The following is a 16,564-nucleotide window of genomic DNA, read 5'->3' as shown; positions in this document are numbered from 1 at the left end:
TATTCCTGAATCGGCGTTTGAACAACAGGAGATGTCCGGGGTGCCAAGCGACCCCCTAGCTATCCTTACAAACCGTCGTTACATGGGCCGCCACGAATCTCCCGGCAGGACAATCACAGTGGCACATCTCGAAATCCCCCTCGGCCTTACCTTCGACGACGTGCTGCTCGTGCCGGCCGAGAGCGATATCCTGCCCTCCATGGCCAATACCTCTACGCGGCTGACGCGCGAGATCGGGCTCAATATCCCGGTCATTTCCAGCGCGATGGATACGGTGACCGAAGCGGACATGGCAATTGCCATGGCGCAACTCGGCGGGATCGGTGTGCTGCACCGGAATTTCGAGGTCGAGGATCAGGCTGCCGCGGTGCGCGCCGTCAAGCGCTACGAAAGCGGCATGGTGGTCAACCCGATCACCATCCTGCCCGATGCGACACTGGGCGAAGCGCAGGAAATCATGGCGGCGAACCGCATCAGCGGCATTCCCGTGACCGACACATTCGGCAAGCTTGTCGGCATCCTGACAAATCGCGACGTGCGCTTTGCCGAAAACCCCGACCAGCCCGTGCGCGAGCTGATGACGGTCGAGAATCTTGCCACCGTGCCGCTTGGCACCGGGCAGGAAGAGGCGCGCCGCCTGCTGCATGCCCGTCGCATCGAGAAGCTGCTGGTGGTCGACGATAATGGTCGTTGCGTCGGTCTGATCACGGTCAAGGACATCGAAAAGGCAGTTGCCTATCCCAGCGCCACCAAGGACGCCCAGGGGCGCCTGCGCGTCGCCGCTGCGACGACGGTTGGAGACAAGGGCTTCGAGCGGACCGAGGCGCTGATCGACGCCGGCGTCGATGTGGTGGTGATCGACACTGCGCATGGCCACAACAAGGACGTCGCCCGCGCGGTTGAACGCGTCAAGGCGCTGTCGAACGCCGTCCAGGTCATCGCCGGCAATGTCGCCACCGCCGAGGCGACCAAGGCGCTGATCGGCGCGGGTGCCGACGCGGTGAAGGTCGGCATCGGGCCCGGTTCGATCTGCACCACGCGCGTGGTCGCGGGTGTCGGCGTGCCGCAGCTTACGGCGATCATGGATTGCGCCGAAGAGGCCGAGAAGGAGGGCGTCCCGGTAATCGGCGACGGAGGCCTGCGGACCAGCGGCGATGCCGCCAAGGCGCTTGCCGCCGGGGCCTCGACCATCATGGTCGGCTCCATGCTCGCGGGCACCGACGAGGCCCCGGGCGATACCTTCATTTACCAGGGCCGCAGCTACAAGAGCTACCGCGGCATGGGCAGCGTCGGCGCGATGGCCCGCGGCAGCGCCGATCGCTATTTCCAGCAGGACGTGAGCCAGCAGAAGCTGGTGCCCGAAGGGATCGAAGGCCAGGTGCCTTACAAGGGGCCCGCCAGCGCCGTCGTCCACCAGCTCGTCGGCGGGATCAAGGCGGCGATGGGTTACACCGGTAGTTCCTCGATCGAAGACCTCAGGAAGCGCGCGCAGTTCGTTCGCATCACCAATGCCGGCCTTGCCGAAAGCCATGTCCACGACGTGTCGATTACCCGTGAGGCACCGAACTATCCGTCGCGCTGAGCCATGACTCCGGCGGCGCGGGTCCAGACCGCCATCGAGCTGCTCGACGCCGTGATCGCTGCGGCGCGCACCAAGGGTGCGCCCGCCGATCGCATCCTGGCCGACTGGTTCAAGGCCAATCGCTTCGCCGGATCGAAGGACCGCCGCGCGATCCGCGAACTCGTCTTTGCCGCGATCCGTGCTTGTGGGCCGGTGCCCGCAACCGGGCGCGCGGCGATGCTGCGGCTGGCCGAGGTGGATTCTGCCATCGCACCGCTGTTCGATGGATCGAATTACGGGCCGGCGCGCATTGCCGATGGGGAAGCGGTTGCCGAAGGCGGCGTTGCCCCAGCCTGGCTGGCTGATCGGCTGGCCGCATCGGAAATCGCAGGCCGGGAAGCCGAAGCGCTGCTTGGTCGCGCCCCGCTCGACTTGCGGGTCAATGGGCTCAAGGCCGATCGTGCCACGATCAAGCTGCCCGAAGCGGCACAGCCGACTGATGCACCGCACGGATTGAGGCTGCCGCCTGGTACGCCTGTCGAACAGTGGGACGCGTACCGCGACGGATTGATCGAGGTGCAGGACACGGGCTCGCAGATCGCCTGCCTCGCGGTGGCGGCGCAACCGGGCGAAACCGTGATCGACCTGTGCGCGGGGGGCGGCGGCAAGACGCTCGCCCTGGCCGCAGCGATGGACAATCTGGGGTGGCTCGTTGCGTCCGACACCGATCGCAACCGCCTGTCACGCCTGCTCCCGCGAGCCGAGCGGGCAGGGGCGACCATTGCCGAAACGCGCCTCCTGAACCCGACTCGCGAGCGTGAGGCGCTGGCCGACCTGCTCGGCAAGGCCGATGCCGTGATGGTCGATGCGCCCTGTTCGGGAACCGGGACCTGGCGGCGCAATCCCGAAGCACGCTGGCGGCTCGATGACGCCGAGCTCGCTCGATTTGTAAAGATTCAGGCATACTTGCTTGACCTTGCGGCAGAATTGATCCGTCCTGGCGGACGCCTGGTTTATGTCACCTGCTCCTTGCTCGACGAGGAGGGAGCAACCCAATTCGCGGCATTCCTCGAGCGGCATCCCGGCTGGCAGGTCGCGACGCCGCCGCTACCGGCAGGTCGTCCTCGCGCCGATGGCACCCGATTGACCCCGTTCCAAGACGGTACGGACGGATTTTTCATCGCCTGTGCAGGCAGACCGTGTTAGCTGATCAGGCTATGGCCGCCACGCCCGCCTATGGACGGAAACGCCCGCTGGAGATCATGATGCGCTTTGCCCCCGCTGCTGCTGCCCTTTCGCTGGCCCTTGCACTCACCGCGAGCGTGAGCTGGAGTGCGGATCGTGCCCCGGCACCGCATGCGGCCGCGCTGCTGGCCCAGGGCGATGCGGCGCTGCGTCACGGCGATGTGCAGGGCGCGATAGACGCCTATGAATCCGCGTTGGCGATCGATCCGGGCTATGCGCCGGTCCTGCTCAAGCTTGCCGAGGCGGCACGCAAGGACGGGCTGCAGGGCAAGGCGATCGGCTATTACCGCGAGGCGCTGGACCGCGATCCGCGCAACTTTGCAGCCATTGCAGGCGAGGGTGAAGCCTTGGTCGAACGCGGCGCCCTGGAAAAGGCGCGCGGCAATCTGGCCAAGCTGGAATCGCTGTGCGGCCAGAGCTGCCCGGAAACCGCGGCGCTGACCGCCGCAATCGCCGCTGGTCCCAAGCCGCGCATCCTCACGGCCGATGCGACCATGCCCGAAAGCAAGTCGCCGCAGGCCAACTGAACCCTCAGACGAGGTCGCGAAAGGCCTCGACCACGGTGCGGTAAACCCGCTTCTTGAACGGTACGATCAGCTCGGGAAGTTGGTCGGGTTCGACCCATTTCCAGTCGCAGAACTCCGGCGGATCATGTGCGTCGATGTCGATATCGATGTCGTCGCCGGTGAAGCGTGCGAGGAACCAGACCTGCTCCTGCCCGCGGTACTTGCCGCCCCAGAGCTTCCCGACGAGTTCGTCGGGCAGGTCGTAGCGAACCGACTCTTCGGTCGCCTTCAGGATCGTGACATGCTCGGGCCGCGCGCCGGTTTCCTCGGCCAGTTCGCGTAACGCGGCCTCGCGCAGCTCTTCGCCCGGATCGACGCCGCCCTGCGGCATCTGCCACCAGTCGCCTTCCTTGTTGTCGATGCGCCGGCCGACGAAAACCTTGCCGTCCGCATTGACCAGCATGACCCCCACGCAGGGCCGGTAAGCAAGCGGTTCGGTCATCCGTGTCTTTCTACCATCAGCTTGACCGCGTCGAGATAGGCTTCGAGATCCTTCTGTCCACTGGGAATCGCCTTCCGCAGGGTCGTGAAGCCGTGAATGATCCCCTGGAACTCGAAATAAGCGAGCTCGGTACCGAGACCGATCAGGTGCGCGGCATATTCGCGTCCCGAGTCGCGCAACGGGTCGAGCGAGGCGGTGCACAGCACGGTAGGCGGGGTGTTTGAACAGTCGCCGATGATCGGCGTGTGGCGCGGGTCCGCGACGTTGCCGGCATATTGCAGCATGAACCAATCCATCGCCGCGGCCGTCAGCAGGAAGCCTTCGGCGAAGGAGGCCAGGCTCGAATGCTTCGAGGTGTCGCTTGCCACCGGATAGATCGGGGCCTGCACCACGACCGGTACATCGGCTGGATTGTTGACCAGCTGGTTGGTGGTGACGATGGTCAGATTGCCGCCCGCGCTGTCGCCAGTGATGACCAGGCCGGTGAAGGTACGATCGAGTTCTGCGGGGGAAGACGCGACCCAACGTGCCGCCGCCTCGCAATCGTCTGGGGCTGCGGGGAAGGGGTGTTCCGGGGCGAGCCGGTAGTCGACCGACACGACCGGCAGGTCGAGATGGTGCGAAATCTCGGTGCAGAGCGCGTGGTAGACCTCGAGATCGCCAATGACGAAACCGCCCCCATGGATGAAGATCACGCAGGGTCCGGGATCGCGGCTAGCCTTTGTGTCGTAGAAGCGGAGCGGGATCGGGCCAGCCGATCCGGGGCAGGTGACGTCCTTGATCACGGCAAGGCTGCGTGGGTCCGCTTCGGCCACTTGGGCCATGGCGCGCATCTGTTCGCGCCCCGCCATATGACCGACCTGTTCTACGCCCATGCCGCCCATAGACTGGAGCATATCGAGGAACCCGCGCACATCGTCGCGGACATAGTGTTCGGTATCGGCCATGGTCTCTCTCCCCATTTGCGTTGCTTTTTGGGACTTAGCGCGTCCCTGCCGCTTTTCCACGCTCGATTTTCTCGCTAGCAGAGAAAAACTTGATTGCGAGAGGAAGGGGTGGGGCCTACCTGCCGCACCCCGACGAGATGGGCGCCGCATATAACGGCGTGAGATAAGGATATTATCGGATGGCAACAGCCGCCACCACGCCGCAGGCCGGTATTTCCCCCCACCCTGAAGCTGTTGTCGTTCGGTTCGCCGGCGATTCCGGCGACGGGATGCAGCTGACCGGTGGGCAGTTTACGCTGTCGACTGCGCTGGCCGGCAACGACCTTGCCACTTTCCCGGACTTCCCGGCGGAGATCCGCGCGCCGCAGGGCACGCTGTTCGGCGTCTCGGCCTTCCAGATCAATTTCGGCAGCCGCGAGATCAACACCGCGGGCGATGCGCCCGATGTGCTGGTGGCAATGAACCCGGCCGCGCTGAAGGTGAACCTCGCCTCGCTCAAGCCCGGCGGGCTGATCATCGCCGACACCGGCGAATTCACCAAGCGCAACCTCGACAAGGCCAAGTATGACAGCAACCCGCTGGAAGACGGCAGCCTCGCCAAGTGGGAAGTGCTGGCGTTCGACATCAGCGCGCTGACCGTCGAAGCGGTCAAGCCGTTCGGGCTAGGCAACAAGGACGCCCTGCGCTGCAAGAACATGTGGACGCTGGGCCTGGCCCTGTGGATGTTCGATCGCGACCGCAAGCCGTTGCACGACTGGCTGCGGGGCAAGTTCCGCAACAATCCGAATATCGCCGATGCCAATATCGCCGCGCTCGATGCCGGGCACGCCTATGGCGAAACGGCCGAGATCGCAGGCCCGCTGCACCAGGTCCACGTCGATCCGGTCAAGAGCGAGCCGGGGCTCTACCGCACAATCACCGGCGCCGAAGCGGTCTCGCTCGGCCTCGTTGCGGGTGCGCAGTTGGCCGCATTGCCGATGTTCTTCGGCGGCTATCCGATTACCCCGGCCTCGGCGATCCTGCATCACCTCGCCCGGCTGAAGGAATTCGGCGTTACCACCTTCCAGGCTGAAGACGAGATCGCCGCGATCTGCGCCGCGATCGGCGCGAGCTATGCCGGCAGCCTGGGCGTAACCAGCTCCTCCGGTCCGGGTATCGCGCTCAAGGGCGAAGCCATGGGCCTGGCGATTATGACCGAACTGCCGCTGGTGATCGTGAACAGCCAGCGCGGTGGTCCTTCCACCGGCCTGCCGACCAAGACCGAGCAGAGCGACCTTTACCAGGCGGTCTATGGCCGCAACGGCGACGCGCCGATGCCGGTTATCGCCTGCCGTAGCCCGTCCGACGCGTTCGAGGTGGCGATCGAAGCCTGCCGCATCGCGGTGGAATACATGACGCCGGTGATGCTGCTGACCGATGGCTATATCGCCAACGCAGCGGAGCCGTGGAAGGTGCCCGACCCGGCCAGCTATGCCCCGTTCCCGGCGACATTCCTCGAGCAGAAGAACGGTCCAGACGACACGCTGCTGCCGTACAAGCGTGACGAGAAGGGCGCCCGCCCGTGGATCAGGCCCGGTACGCCCGGGCTGATGCACCGCATCGGTGGGATCGAGAAGCACGAGCTGACCGGCAACATCGACTATTCGCCCGATAACCACCAGCGCATGACCGACCTGCGCAAGGCCAAGATCGACCGGATCGAGGTTCCCGACCAGGACGTCTGCCTCGGCAACACATCGGGCAAGCTGGCAGTCGTGGGCTGGGGCTCGACCTATGGTCCGATCCACCGCGCGGTCGACAATGCGCGCCGCAAGGGGCTCGATGTCAGCCATATCCATGTGCGCCACATCTGGCCGCTGCCCGCTAATCTGGGCGATCTGCTGCGCGGCTTCGACAAGGTGCTCGTGCCCGAAATGAACACCGGCCAGTTCAAGACCGTGCTGCGCGACCAGTATCTGGTCGATGCCAAGCCGCTGACCAAGACCAGTGGCCAGCCGTTCACGATTGCCGAACTAGAGGCTGCGATTGAAGGAGCGCTGGCATGAACGCCCCCGTGAAGATCGAAACCACGCTCAAGGACTGGGAAACCGACCAGGAAGTGCGCTGGTGCCCGGGTTGCGGCGACTACGCGATCCTCAAGGCGGTGCAGCGCACGCTGCCGCAGATCGGCGCCAACCCTGCGAACACCGTGTTCATCAGCGGGATCGGCTGCTCCAGCCGCTTCCCCTATTACATGGAAACCTACGGCTTCCACACGATCCATGGTCGCGCCCCGGCATTCGCCACCGGCGCGAAGCTGGCCAACCCCGATCTCGATATCTGGCTGGTGACGGGCGACGGTGACGGGCTGTCGATCGGCGGCAATCATCTGATGCACGTGCTCCGGCGCAACGTGAACATGCAGATCATGCTGTTCAACAACGAGATTTACGGCCTGACCAAGGGGCAATATTCGCCCACCAGCCGTGAGGGGACGAAGAGCCCGTCGACCCCGTTGGGAAGCTATGACCATCCGGCCCGCCCGGCGGCCTTTGCGCTGGGCGCGGGTGCGCGCTTCGTTGGGCGCGGGTTCGATGTCAGCAAGAACCTGCCCGATGTGCTCAAGGCGGCGCATGCCCACCAGGGTGCGGCCTTTATCGAGATCTTCCAGAACTGCATCGTCTACAACAAGGACGTGTTCAACGATTTCGCCGCGCCCAAGGGTGCGGAGGATCGCCAGCTGTGGCTGGAGAACGGTAAGCCCATGCTGTTCGCGGGCGACACCAAGGGGATCAGCCTCAATCGCGAGAACCTGTGCCTCGAAGTCGTCGATGTCGTCGACGGCGATTGGGAGGCGGCGAATGTGATCGTGCACGATGTCACCAACCGTTCGATCGCGCACATGCTGGTCGAGATGCCATTCGGCCCGTTCCCGATGGCGCTGGGCGTGCTCTACGACGATCCTCGCCCGACCTTCGAGGCTGCTGCGATCGCCGAGAAGGCCAAGGCGAGCGAGGGCAAGGATACCAACCTCGCCAAGCTCCTGGGCAAGGGTCAGACCTGGACCGTCGACGATAAGGAAGGGCATCCCGCCTGACGCCACTTTCCTACAGGGGCAGGGAATGACTAGGGGCGAATTATGCCCCCGGTAATTTCATTGAATCTCGCTGTTTTCAGGCGTTTTTCCTCCTGCGCTGACTTTATCGTCTGGACAGTGTTCCATGTGTTCCATCCTGTAGGATCGGGGCATGCGAGGAACGCTGTGAATGGATAACCTCACCCACTCTTTGGTCGGCGCGCTGATCGGGCAGGCGGGGCTCAAGAAGAAGACCGGGCTGGCCATGCCCGCGCTGATCATCGGGGCGAACCTGCCCGATGTCGATGCGGCCTGCCTGTTCTGGCTCGACGGGGTCGAACATCTCGGGTTTCGTCGCGGGATAACGCATGGGCCGCCTGCCCTGGTGCTATTGCCATTGGTCCTCGCTGGCCTGTTGTGGGGCTTCGATCGCTGGCAGGCGAAACGCGGCTCGCGGCCAGAGGGGCGATTGCCGGTCAGCTTCAAATGGCTCTACCTGCTGAGCTTTATCGGGTGCCTGACGCACCCCGCGCTCGATTGGTTGAATGTTTATGGCATCCGCCTGCTCGAACCGTTCTCGAGCCGCTGGTTCTATGGCGATACGCTGTTCATCATCGACGTCTGGCTCTGGGCGCTGATGGGCTTTGCAACGTGGTTCTCCCTGCGGCGGGAGCGTCAAGGCGGGGAGTGGATGCGGCCTGCGCGGATCGCGATTGCTGTGGCACTGGGTTATGTCGGCACAAATTGGGTACTGACGCAGGGCTCTTCAGTTGCTGCTGCGATCAACACGAAGGCGACTGGTGGAGTCGAACCCCGTGATTACAGTGAGATCATCGCCTCTCCCGTGCCCTTTGTACCTTGGCAGAGAGAGATCATTATCGGCCGGAAAAACTCGTGGTATCGCGGTTATGCTGATGAACTGCACGGTTACGAGGAGCCTATCTCCATCACGGAGAAGCAGTGCGCATGGCCATCATACTCAGAACTGCAGTCCGCCAGATCGCAGGCAACAACCTTCCTTTTTTGGTCCCGTGCCCCCTTCGCTGAACGTGCTCCCGACGGCTCGGTCCTGCTGCGCGATGCGCGGTTCTACGATCCGCTGGCGCGTGACCGCTTCACCGTTGCGCTGCCCGATGTGAAATGCGTGGAACTCGCGCCGCAGTAACATCGTTTGTCCGGGCAAGGGGGGCTACATGCAAAAACCATCGATCGTCTGGCTACGACGCGATCTGCGCATGGCGGATAATCCGGCGCTCTATCACGCGGCCAAGGCGGGGCCGGTCGTGGCGGTCTATGTGCTCGACGACGATTGCGCCAAGGATCACGCCTATGGCGGTGCCTCACGCTGGTGGCTGCATCATTCGCTCGACAGCCTTTCGCGTAGCTTCGGGACTCGCAACGCTCGGATCATCCTGCGGCGCGGCGATGCAGTGCAAGAGCTGCGCAAGCTGGCCGAGGAAACCGGTGCGACCGTGATCCGCGCCAACCGCCATTACGAACCCTGGTGGCGCAAGGCACAGGGTGAGTTGGCGAAGCATGTCGACTTGCAGCTTCACGACGCCAATTACCTACTGCCGCCTGGTGCCGTAACCACCGGATCGGGCGGGCCGTACAAGATCTACACGCCCTTCTCGAAGGCGACGCTCGAGCAGTTCCCCCCCCGCGATGCACTGCCCGAGCCCGAGACGCTCTCGTCGCCCGATGCATGGCCGGCAAGCGATGCGCTGGAGGATTGGAACCTGCTCCCCAGGCAGCCTGACTGGGCAGGTGGATTGCGCGAATTCTGGAGCGTGGGGGAGGCGGCGGCGCACGAAAGGCTCGAATGGTGGGGTGATCGTGTTGCGGAGTACGGCGAGGCACGGAACCTGCCCTCGGTCGACAAGACCAGCCAGCTATCGCCGCACCTGCATTTCGGCGAGATTTCGCCGGTGCAGATTTGGTATTCTCTCAAGGAACGGCGTTCAAACGGCTGGAAAACCTATGAAAAAGAGCTGATCTGGCGCGACTACGCTGCCAATGCGATCTGCCAGTTTCCGCGGTACGGGCTCGAAAGCCATCGCCCCGAATTTGCCCGACTGAAATGGCGCGACCCGGTCAGCGACGCCGCCGCCGCGCGCGATCTGGAGGCGTGGCAGCAGGGCCGCACCGGCTATCCGATCGTCGATGCGGGGATGCGCCAGCTGTGGCGCACCGGGTGGATGCACAACCGCGTGCGGATGATCGCGGCCAGCTTCCTGATCAAGCACCTGCTGATCGATTGGCGCCACGGCGAACGCTGGTTCTGGGATACGCTGATCGATGCCGACTATGCCAGCAATGCGACCAACTGGCAGTGGGTTGCGGGTAGCGGGGTCGATTCGAATATGTTCGTGCGGATCATGGCGCCCCTGACGCAGAGCGAGAAATTCGATGCCGGCGGCTATATCCGCGAATATGTGCCCCAACTGGCCCACCTGGACGAGCCTTTCATCCATGACCCGCCCGGTCACCTGCGTGGGACCTACCCCGACAAGATAGTCGGACACCGCGAAGGGCGCGAACGCGCGCTAGAAGCGTATAAAGCTGCCAAGACCTAACTTGTCAGCGAGCCTGTCAGCTACGATATCGGCAGGTGATGGATATGCAGACGACCAAACCGCGCGGCCGCGAACTTTTGCAGGGGGCTCAACGCTTTGCCCGCAAGCCCGGCCTGTTCGCCCGGCTGGTCGCTCCCGGTTTCAACAAGATCCTCGACCGGATCGACCGGGCCCTGGTGACCGGCACGATCCACGGGACGCTGCCCGATGGCACCCCTTGCGTGCTGGGCAATCGTGCTCCCGGATTCGAGTGTACGGTGGAACTCCGCAGCTGGACCGCGCTTCTCAGGCTCGCCAGCAACGGCTCGGTCGGCTGGTACCAGGCCTGGGAAGCGGGCGAATGGTGGAGCCCCGATCCGGTGCCGCTTTTCGCGCTGTTCGTGCAGCATGCCGAGCGACTGGGCGATACTGCGCGCGCCAAGGGCCCGTTCCGCCAGGCACTGCGTCTCGCGCATCTGTTCAACCGCAACACGCACTCGGGCGCGCAACGAAACATTGCCGCGCACTACGACCTTGGCAACGACTTCTATGTGCCATGGCTCGATTCGACGATGAGCTACTCTTCCGCGCTGGATGTGCGCGAGGATGGCCTTGAGGCGGCACAACGTCGCAAGTGGGACGCGCTGGCGTCACGCATCGGCAATGCCGCCACGGTGCTCGAGATCGGCTGCGGCTGGGGCGGGCTGGCCGGCGATCTTGCGTCGCGAGGCAGTGACGTCACCGCAATCAGCCTGTCCGACGAGCAGCTGGCCTGGGCAAGGGCGCATCAATCCGATGCGATCGACTTCCTGAAGCAGGACTATCGCGACACCTCAGGCCAGTTCGATGCCATTGTCAGCGTGGAGATGGTCGAGGCGCTGGGGCGCGAGTACTGGCCCACCTTCATGGATTGTATCGCGCGCAACCTGAAGCCGGGCGGACGCGCGGCGATCCAGTACATCTCGATGCGCGATGACCTGTTCGATGCCTACGCGAAGAGCGCGGATTTCATCCAGGCCTATATCTTCCCGGGCGGGCTGCTGATCCGCACCAGCGAGTTCCGGCGCCTGGCTGAGGAGCGTGGGTTGGTTTGGCAGGATCAGCAGGAATTCGGGCTCGATTACGCTGAGACTTTGAAGGCCTGGCGGGCAAGCTTCGACAGTGCCATCGAACAGGGTAGGCTGCCTAAGGGGTTCGACGCGCATTTCTGCGACCTGTGGCGCTATTACCTGATGTACTGCGAAGGCGGCTTCCGCGGTGGTGGTATCGACGTCCACCAGGTGACCTTGGTCAAGACGCCAGCAAGCTGAAACGAGTGGTGGCGGTGGCCCCAAGAGGCGCACCGCCACCGGCGACGACTTTCCAGGCGAGGTTCAGGCCAGGCCTTTCCGGCCGCCGCCATAGCGTTGGTGCCGTCGCCTGTCCCGAACCGGGGAGGAATTCCTAGTAAGGACGATAGTTGCCTGCGCCCGTGTAGCGGGCGATGATGTTGTCATGCACGATCGGGCTCAGCAGCTCGCTGAACGCGCAACCGACCATGCAGTTTTCCCACCACACGACCTGTGCTTGGAGCGATTCGAGCCCGGGCAGGGAAAGCCAGCACATCTGGCCTTCATGCATGCGGTTGATGGCTGCTGCCGAGAACCCTGAAATCGAAAGGTCGTGAACCACGGTCTGGAACGCACGACCGCCCGAGGCGCGGAGCGACCCGGGTATGGTTAGCTTGGTCCGCGGCGCGCAGCGATCTTCCTGCGCGGCAAGCATGTAGCGATCCTGGGTCTGGTAGCTCATGACGGCCCTTCCGTGTTGAATTTCCGGTTATTCTAACGTCCCGCACGCGCGGGTGATCTTGATCCGGAATCTCACGGAATTGGGTTACGAATGCGTCACCCGAATTGGTTAACTCATCCTTCCACGCGCTCTCGGTGGAAACCTTCGAAATCGTTAACAAACAGTTCGACGAGGCGATTTGCGACCGATTCGGGCGCTTTGACCGTCAACGGGTCCTCACCCGGGTAAGCCTTTGCGCGCATGCTCGTGCGAGTCGCACCGGGATCGATCAGTGCCACCCTGACGCGCGAGATCTTTTCGATCTCTGCGGCGTAGCACTCCAGCAAGTTGTCGAAGGCGGCCTTGGACGCTCCATAAGCCCCCCAATAGGCACGCGGCGCGGCGCCTACGCTGCTGGTCAGGCCGATGACACGGCCGGTATCGGCGCGCTTGAGCAGCGGGTCGAAATTCGCCAGCAGGGCCTGTGTGGCCAGTACATTGACAGTGATCGCCTGCGACAACTGCTTGCCGTCGATCTGCGTGACCGGGGTCAGGGCGGGCAGGTAGGCTGCCGAGATCACCAGCGCATCGAGCTTGTCCCAGCGGCTGGAAATTGCCGAAGCGAGGCGTGCGATTCCGTCGCTTTCGACGAGATCGACAGGAGCGATTGTCGAATTGCCACCCGCAGCATGGATGCTGTCCTCGATCGCCTCCAGCCCTTTTACATCGCGGGCGGTCAGGACGACGTGGGCGCCCGCGGCGGCCAGTGCCTGCGCAGTCGCGGCGCCGATTCCCTTGCTGGCGCCCGTCACGAGCGCGAGCCTTCCTTCCAACGGCTTGGTCATTACTCGGCAGCCTCCACCGGCAGGGCAAGCTGCTGCAGCTGTTCCTCGCGACGCGACTGGTCGGTCAGCGCGGTCGGGTATTCACCCGTGAAGCAGGCGTCGCAAAACTGCGGGCAAGCGGCATTGCGCGGTTTTTCGCCAACCGCGCGGTAAAGCCCGTCGATCGAGACGAAGGCGAGGCTGTCGGCCTTGATGAACTGGCGCATCGGCTCGAGTTCCATCCGCGCGGCGAGCAGCTTGCTCCGTTCGGGCGTGTCGACACCGTAGAAGCAGCTATGGGCCGTTGGTGGACTAGCGACGCGGAAGTGGACTTCAATTGCCCCGGCATCGCGCATCATCTCGACAATCTGCATCGAAGTGGTGCCGCGCACAATTGAATCGTCGATCAGGACGATCCGCTTGCCCTCGACGAGCGCGCGATTGGCGTTGTGCTTGCGCTTGACGCCGGCATGGCGTGCACCATCGCTCGGCTGGATGAAAGTGCGCCCGACATAGTGCGAGCGGATGATGCCAAGCTCGAACGGGATGCCCGATTCCTGCGCATAGCCGATTGCCGCAGGAACGCCGCTGTCAGGCACCGGAACCACGAGATCGGCTTCAACCGGTTTCTCCCGAGCGAGCTCCGCACCGATCGCCTTGCGTGCTTCATAGATGCTGCGCCCGTCGAATATCGAATCGGGGCGGCTGAAATAGACATGCTCGAAAATGCAGGGCCTTGGCTTGTGCTTGCCGAAGGGGTGCAGCGATTCGACGTTCCCGGCGAAATCGACCTTGATGATCTCGCCCGGTTCGACCTGGCGCACGAATTCCGCCCCGACCACGTCAAGCGCAACGGTTTCCGAAGCGAACACGGTGGCGTCACCGATCCGACCCATCTGCAGGGGACGAATGCCCAGCGGGTCGCGACAGGCGATCATGCCTTCGGGCGTCATCACGATCAGCGCATAGGCGCCCTCGAGCAAGCGTAGCGCGTCGATCAACCGATCCATCGTCGTGGGATAGCGACTGGTCGCTACGAGGTGGATGATCACCTCGGTATCGCTGGTAGACTGGAAGATCGCCCCGCGCCGCACGAGATCTGCGCGGAGCATGCCCGCGTTCGAGATATTGCCATTGTGCGCCACCGCGAAGCCGCCACTGGCGAGGTCTGCATAGAGCGGTTGGACGTTGCGCAGCCCGGCGCCGCCGGTGGTGGAATAGCGCACATGGCCTGCGGCCATCATCCCGGGCAATTCGGCGATGGCTTCCTGGCTGGAGAAGTTCTCGGCCACGTGGCCAAGGCCGCGCCGGGTGAAGAATTCGGAACCGTCGAAACTGGTAATGCCGGCGGCTTCCTGTCCGCGATGTTGCAGGGCATGCAGGCCAAGTGCGGTCGCGGCAGCGGCATCGGTCGCGTTGATCGCGCCGAAGATGCCGCATTCCTCGCGCAGCTTGTCGCCATCCTCGTCGAGAAACGGGTTGGTAAGGTTCATCGAAGGCCTGTCCGCTCGACTGTTCTGGATGGTGGCCCCAATGGCGATGTTACGAACCGATTACAAGGGTAGTGCGACCAGCCGACCGCGCCAGGAACGATTTCATTGCACGGAAAGGTTACCCTGCCTAAACGCATCAGGCACATGCAGCGAATAGCAAGGGCCGCCTTGATCCTATCTCCTTTCGAATGGACTATCGCCAAACGCTACCTGCTTCCGGGTCGGGGCGAGGCATTCATCACGCTGGTTGCGGGCATCTCGATCGGGGTCGTGATGCTCTCCGTCGCGATGCTGGTGATCGTGATGAGCGTGATGAACGGTTTCCGTGCGGAACTGTTCGACAAGATCGTCGGCCTCAACGGCCATGCGATCGTCCAGGCCTATGGTGGACGCCTCGATAATTGGGAGGCAATTCTCGAAGATGTCCGCGAGACACCGGGGGTTACGCAGGCAAGCCCACTCATCGAACAGCCGCTGTTCACTACCTTCAATGGTCGTGTCGAAGCGATCCTGGTGCGCGGCAACACCATGCAGGATATTCGCGGCTTTTCGGACAAGGTCGTTAGCGGCGATATCGCGACGCTCCAGCCCGGTGAAGGCAAGGTCGCAATTGGTGTGCGACTGGCTGAGAATATCGGCGCCCGCGTTGGCGACACCATCACAATCACCAATCCGCAGGGCCGGGCTACTCCTTTCGGCACCGTACCGCGCCAGATCGGCTATGAGGTTGCGGCAATCTTCGAAGTCGGGGTCTACGACTATGATGGCGCCTTCGTGATCATGCCGATGCGGGATGCACAGACCTTGCTCTTGCTGGGCAACACGGTGGGGATGATCGAAGTCAAGGTCGACGATCCCGACAATGTCGGGGCTATCCTCGATCCGGTGCAGCGTGCAGTACAGGGCCGGGCGGTAGTGGCCGATTGGAAGACGATCAACGCCACTTTGTTCGAAGCCCTGCAGATCGAACGTGTTGCAATGGCATTTGCATTAAGCTTCATGGTCTTGGTTGCAGCTTTCAATATCCTTTCGAGCCTGGTCATGCTCGTCCGCGCGAAGACCCGCGACATTGCGATCATGCGGACCATGGGGGCGACAAGGCAAAGCCTGATGAAGATCTTCGTCACGACCGGCTTCACCGTCGGCGCGATCGGTACGATGGCCGGCTTGGTGCTCGGCTTCCTTGTGCTCTACTTCCGCCAGGGTATCGTCGAGCTCATCGGCCGCGTGACGGGTGTCGAACTGTGGGATCCGCAAATGCGGTTCCTGACCACGCTGCCAGCCAAGACCGACCCGGTTGAAGTCGCGTTGATCGTCCTGCTCGCGCTGGTGCTCAGCTTCCTCGCCACGCTCTACCCCGCATGGAAAGCGGCGAGCACCGATCCCGTACAGGTGCTGCGCTATGAGTGATTATGTCGTCGAATTGCGCGGGCTTACTCGTAGCTTCGAACAGGGCGGGGTGCGGATCGACGTGCTGCGTGGGGTCAACCTGGGCATCCGCCCGGGCGAGATCGTCGCGCTGCTGGGCCCCTCGGGTTCGGGCAAGTCGACCCTGCTCCAGGCGGTGGGCTTGCTCGAAGGGGGCTTTGGCGGCGAAATCGTGATCGCCGGGCAATCGGCGGAAAAGTCCAATTCGCGGGCGCGCACGACCATGCGCCGCGACCATCTCGGCTTCGTCTACCAGTTCCATCATCTGCTTCCCGATTTCGACGCGGTCGAGAATGTGGTGTTGCCCCAGCTCGTCGCTGGAAAACCACGCGTCGAATGTGAAGAACGTGCCCGGCAGCTGCTTGCTGCCCTGGGCTTGGGCGAAAGGCTCGACCATCGCCCCAGCCAGCTTTCCGGCGGTGAGCAGCAGCGCGTTGCGGTGGCACGCGGGCTCGCCAACCGGCCCAAACTGGTCCTGGCTGACGAGCCGACGGGCAATCTCGACGAAGCTACGAGTGAGAAGGTGCTCGAGCAATTTCTTGCGCTGGTACGCGGCGAGGGTAGCGCAGCGCTGATCGCGACCCACAACGAACGTCTTGCGCAGCGCATGGACCGCGTCGTGCGATTGCACGATGGGCTGCTGGGGTAGCGGATCGGGGAGTGTTTTTGTACGCTGGT

General features: G+C 63.5%; 15 protein-coding genes. 10 read left to right on the top strand and 5 right to left on the bottom strand.

All coding sequences use genetic code 11. From position 1 onward, the window contains the following. Window positions 1-82: 82 nt before the first annotated feature. The 3 genes from guaB to HQR01_RS10330 are packed head-to-tail and all read left to right on the top strand — an operon-like array spanning window position 83 to window position 3,333. The gene (guaB, locus tag HQR01_RS10340) at window positions 83-1,582 is read left to right on the top strand and encodes an IMP dehydrogenase (protein WP_173214799.1); all 1,500 of its coding nucleotides are present in this window, start codon (window positions 83-85) and stop codon (window positions 1,580-1,582) included. Between the two features lie 3 nt (window positions 1,583-1,585). Next, window positions 1,586-2,767: an RsmB/NOP family class I SAM-dependent RNA methyltransferase gene (locus tag HQR01_RS10335; RefSeq protein WP_173214798.1), complete on the top strand. Its 1,182-nt coding sequence runs from the start codon at window positions 1,586-1,588 to the stop codon at window positions 2,765-2,767. A gap of 11 nt (window positions 2,768-2,778) precedes the next feature. Then, on the top strand, window positions 2,779-3,333 hold the full coding sequence (locus HQR01_RS10330; RefSeq protein WP_234030128.1) for a tetratricopeptide repeat protein: 555 nt from the start codon (window positions 2,779-2,781) through the stop codon (window positions 3,331-3,333). A gap of 4 nt (window positions 3,334-3,337) precedes the next feature. Here HQR01_RS10330 and HQR01_RS10325 read toward each other — a convergent pair whose 3' ends face one another. Both HQR01_RS10325 and HQR01_RS10320 read right to left on the bottom strand, forming a co-directional pair. Next, the gene (locus tag HQR01_RS10325; RefSeq protein ID WP_173214797.1) at window positions 3,338-3,814 is read right to left on the bottom strand and encodes an RNA pyrophosphohydrolase; all 477 of its coding nucleotides are present in this window, start codon (window positions 3,812-3,814) and stop codon (window positions 3,338-3,340) included. Beyond that, entirely contained in the window at window positions 3,811-4,761 is a 951-nt protein-coding gene (locus HQR01_RS10320) for an alpha/beta hydrolase (protein ID WP_173214796.1), read from the bottom strand. The genes HQR01_RS10325 and HQR01_RS10320 overlap by 4 nt, the downstream gene beginning before the upstream one ends. Before the next feature lie 179 nt (window positions 4,762-4,940). On the opposite strand from HQR01_RS10320, the gene HQR01_RS10315 reads away from it, so the two are divergent. The 5 genes from HQR01_RS10315 to HQR01_RS10295 all read left to right on the top strand — a co-directional run bounded on the left by HQR01_RS10315 (window position 4,941) and on the right by HQR01_RS10295 (window position 11,681). Next, a complete protein-coding gene (locus HQR01_RS10315) occupies window positions 4,941-6,806 on the top strand; it encodes a 2-oxoacid:acceptor oxidoreductase subunit alpha (protein WP_173214795.1) in 1,866 nt (621 codons plus the stop codon). Then, window positions 6,803-7,837 carry a 2-oxoacid:ferredoxin oxidoreductase subunit beta gene (locus HQR01_RS10310; RefSeq protein WP_173214794.1) on the top strand — a complete coding sequence of 345 codons (1,035 nt, stop codon included), beginning with the start codon at window positions 6,803-6,805 and terminating at the stop codon, window positions 7,835-7,837. Before HQR01_RS10315 ends, HQR01_RS10310 begins: the two co-directional genes overlap by 4 nt. A gap of 169 nt (window positions 7,838-8,006) precedes the next feature. Further along, the gene (locus tag HQR01_RS10305) at window positions 8,007-8,981 is read left to right on the top strand and encodes a metal-dependent hydrolase (RefSeq protein WP_173214793.1); all 975 of its coding nucleotides are present in this window, start codon (window positions 8,007-8,009) and stop codon (window positions 8,979-8,981) included. Between the two features lie 28 nt (window positions 8,982-9,009). Then, a complete protein-coding gene (locus HQR01_RS10300; protein WP_173214792.1) occupies window positions 9,010-10,392 on the top strand; it encodes a cryptochrome/photolyase family protein in 1,383 nt (460 codons plus the stop codon). 44 nt (window positions 10,393-10,436) lie between these two features. After that, a complete protein-coding gene (locus HQR01_RS10295) occupies window positions 10,437-11,681 on the top strand; it encodes a class I SAM-dependent methyltransferase (RefSeq protein WP_407644590.1) in 1,245 nt (414 codons plus the stop codon). A gap of 133 nt (window positions 11,682-11,814) precedes the next feature. Here HQR01_RS10295 and HQR01_RS10290 read toward each other — a convergent pair whose 3' ends face one another. From HQR01_RS10290 to purF, 3 genes are all read right to left on the bottom strand, one after another. Beyond that, window positions 11,815-12,162: a PilZ domain-containing protein gene (locus tag HQR01_RS10290; RefSeq protein ID WP_173214790.1), complete on the bottom strand. Its 348-nt coding sequence runs from the start codon at window positions 12,160-12,162 to the stop codon at window positions 11,815-11,817. 113 nt (window positions 12,163-12,275) lie between these two features. Then, window positions 12,276-12,986 carry an SDR family NAD(P)-dependent oxidoreductase gene (locus HQR01_RS10285; protein WP_173214789.1) on the bottom strand — a complete coding sequence of 237 codons (711 nt, stop codon included), beginning with the start codon at window positions 12,984-12,986 and terminating at the stop codon, window positions 12,276-12,278. Further along, on the bottom strand, window positions 12,986-14,458 hold the full coding sequence (gene purF, locus HQR01_RS10280) for an amidophosphoribosyltransferase (protein ID WP_173214788.1): 1,473 nt from the start codon (window positions 14,456-14,458) through the stop codon (window positions 12,986-12,988). Before purF ends, HQR01_RS10285 begins: the two co-directional genes overlap by 1 nt. A gap of 168 nt (window positions 14,459-14,626) precedes the next feature. Between purF and HQR01_RS10275 the strand changes: the two genes are divergently transcribed. Beyond that, window positions 14,627-15,868 (top strand): lipoprotein-releasing ABC transporter permease subunit, encoded by a 1,242-nt coding sequence (locus HQR01_RS10275; protein WP_173216312.1) that lies wholly within the window; start codon window positions 14,627-14,629, stop codon window positions 15,866-15,868. Beyond that, window positions 15,861-16,535 (top strand): ABC transporter ATP-binding protein, encoded by a 675-nt coding sequence (locus HQR01_RS10270; RefSeq protein WP_173214787.1) that lies wholly within the window; start codon window positions 15,861-15,863, stop codon window positions 16,533-16,535. Before HQR01_RS10275 ends, HQR01_RS10270 begins: the two co-directional genes overlap by 8 nt. Window positions 16,536-16,564 lie beyond the last annotated feature (29 nt).

Source organism: Erythrobacter mangrovi, from assembly GCF_013260645.1.
Lineage (GTDB): Bacteria > Pseudomonadota > Alphaproteobacteria > Sphingomonadales > Sphingomonadaceae > Qipengyuania > Qipengyuania mangrovi.
Note: the sequence above shows the minus strand (reverse complement) of the source record. Positions and strands in the feature narration are given on the sequence as shown.

Bases quoted from the DNA above. Each gene is read 5' to 3' on its own strand.
- HQR01_RS10310 (WP_173214794.1), top strand. From the start codon at position 6,803: ATGAACGCCCCCGTGAAGATCGAAACCACGCTCAAGGACTGGGAAACC.
- HQR01_RS10315 (WP_173214795.1), top strand. From the start codon at position 4,941: ATGGCAACAGCCGCCACCACGCCGCAGGCCGGTATTTCCCCCCACCCT.
- HQR01_RS10335 (WP_173214798.1), top strand. From the start codon at position 1,586: ATGACTCCGGCGGCGCGGGTCCAGACCGCCATCGAGCTGCTCGACGCC.
- HQR01_RS10325 (WP_173214797.1), bottom strand. From the start codon at position 3,814: ATGACCGAACCGCTTGCTTACCGGCCCTGCGTGGGGGTCATGCTGGTC.
- HQR01_RS10285 (WP_173214789.1), bottom strand. From the start codon at position 12,986: ATGACCAAGCCGTTGGAAGGAAGGCTCGCGCTCGTGACGGGCGCCAGC.
- HQR01_RS10295 (WP_407644590.1), top strand. From the start codon at position 10,437: ATGCAGACGACCAAACCGCGCGGCCGCGAACTTTTGCAGGGGGCTCAA.
- HQR01_RS10305 (WP_173214793.1), top strand. From the start codon at position 8,007: ATGGATAACCTCACCCACTCTTTGGTCGGCGCGCTGATCGGGCAGGCG.
- HQR01_RS10330 (WP_234030128.1), top strand. From the start codon at position 2,779: ATGGCCGCCACGCCCGCCTATGGACGGAAACGCCCGCTGGAGATCATG.
- HQR01_RS10300 (WP_173214792.1), top strand. From the start codon at position 9,010: ATGCAAAAACCATCGATCGTCTGGCTACGACGCGATCTGCGCATGGCG.
- purF (WP_173214788.1), bottom strand. From the start codon at position 14,458: ATGAACCTTACCAACCCGTTTCTCGACGAGGATGGCGACAAGCTGCGC.
- HQR01_RS10270 (WP_173214787.1), top strand. From the start codon at position 15,861: ATGAGTGATTATGTCGTCGAATTGCGCGGGCTTACTCGTAGCTTCGAA.
- guaB (WP_173214799.1), top strand. From the start codon at position 83: ATGGGCCGCCACGAATCTCCCGGCAGGACAATCACAGTGGCACATCTC.
- HQR01_RS10290 (WP_173214790.1), bottom strand. From the start codon at position 12,162: ATGAGCTACCAGACCCAGGATCGCTACATGCTTGCCGCGCAGGAAGAT.
- HQR01_RS10320 (WP_173214796.1), bottom strand. From the start codon at position 4,761: ATGGCCGATACCGAACACTATGTCCGCGACGATGTGCGCGGGTTCCTC.